This is a genomic window from Campylobacter concisus (genome assembly GCF_902460845.1).
Classification (GTDB): Bacteria; Campylobacterota; Campylobacteria; order Campylobacterales; family Campylobacteraceae; genus Campylobacter_A; species Campylobacter_A concisus_X.
Window position 1 is genome coordinate 1 of record NZ_CABPVS010000016.1, and the last position, 1,300, is coordinate 1,300.

Consider the following 1,300-nt stretch of genomic DNA (forward strand, 5'->3'; position numbering starts at 1 on the left):
TATATATTTAATCAAAAATTTGTTGATGAGATAGAGAGAAGAGAAGCTGAAAGAAAAGAGTTAAGTAAAAAAATGAAAGGTAGAGATTTGGGTGATGGGCTTTACGCTATTGATCCAAAGCCTATTAATGAAAAACTTCCACGAATTCTCTCAAATGGTAAAAGATACTATACTCGCTGGATAGATTATGAGAACCAAACTGGTAAAGAGGCCAAAGTACCAGAAGTTTATATAAATAAGATAAAAGAATTTATTGGAGATGATTTTAGCAAACAAAGACCAGAATTACTAATGCTTTATCTATATGAAGACAAAGATATGGCTATACCTGTAACTGTAAGAGTATCTTATACATATGTAAATACCAGCTATGGCTTATATGGTGACGAAGGAAGGGGTTTTAAATTAAGTAAACAAAATTTTGTAACAAGAACTAGTAAAGATAGATTCATTCTAATAAACAACAAATTTATAAAAGCAAACAAGGACAAGTAAGTGCAAACTAAAATTTCAAACATAAAAGGATAATCAATGAAATTTCTAGCTATAACACTCTTACTTCTAACAAGTATATTCTTAATAGCTTGCTCAGCTAATCAAGCAAATAAAAAGATAAGTAACTCTGAACTAGAAAACTTAGCTAAACAATATGGTGGAGTGTATATATTTAATCAAAAATTTGTTGATGAGATAGAGAGAAGAGAAAAAGAAAGAGAAGAGCTAACCAAAAATTTAGGTGATAAAATAAGATCAAATCCTAGAAAGATAAAACAAGGTGATAAATTTATAACGATATATGATGTAGACATGACCTTGGTAAATCAAAAATTCCCTCAAACCCTCTCAAATGGTAAAAAATATTATATTCGTTGGATAGATTATGAAAGAGATACCGGTAAAAAAGCAGAAGTACCAGAAATTTATATAAATAAAATAAAAGAATTTATTGGAGATGATTTTTTAAAAGAAGAACCTAGAATTTATCCTAAATATATGTATTTTGATGGAAAAGAGATGAGAATTATAAAAATATATCTTTCATATACTTATATTGAAACCAAATATGGACTATTTGGTGATGAAGGTAGAGGTATATCATTTACCAAAGAGTCTTTTGGTACAAAATCAGGAGATAATATTTTCTACTTAACAAACAACAAATTTATAAAAGCAAACAAGGACAAGTAAGTGCAAACTAAAAAATCAAATAAAGAGCTAATAAATTGCTTTAAAGACTATATTGATATAGCTGATGCAAGTTATGCAATGCTTCATAATGTATTTGAGAATGAAAGAAATG

At 27.8% G+C, this 1,300-nt stretch carries 2 protein-coding genes; both read left to right on the plus strand.

Annotation, left to right across the window (positions count from 1 at the left end; translation table 11 throughout):
* On the plus strand, positions 1 to 495 hold a 495-nt coding region (locus tag F3H00_RS10430), incomplete at its 5' end, for a tRNA 2-selenouridine synthase (RefSeq protein WP_188115668.1).
* Between the two features lie 36 nt (positions 496 to 531).
* Complete coding sequence (locus F3H00_RS10235) at positions 532 to 1,188, plus strand: tRNA 2-selenouridine synthase (protein WP_149703852.1); 657 nt, start codon at positions 532 to 534, stop codon at positions 1,186 to 1,188.
* The last annotated feature ends 112 nt before the right edge of the window (positions 1,189 to 1,300 follow it).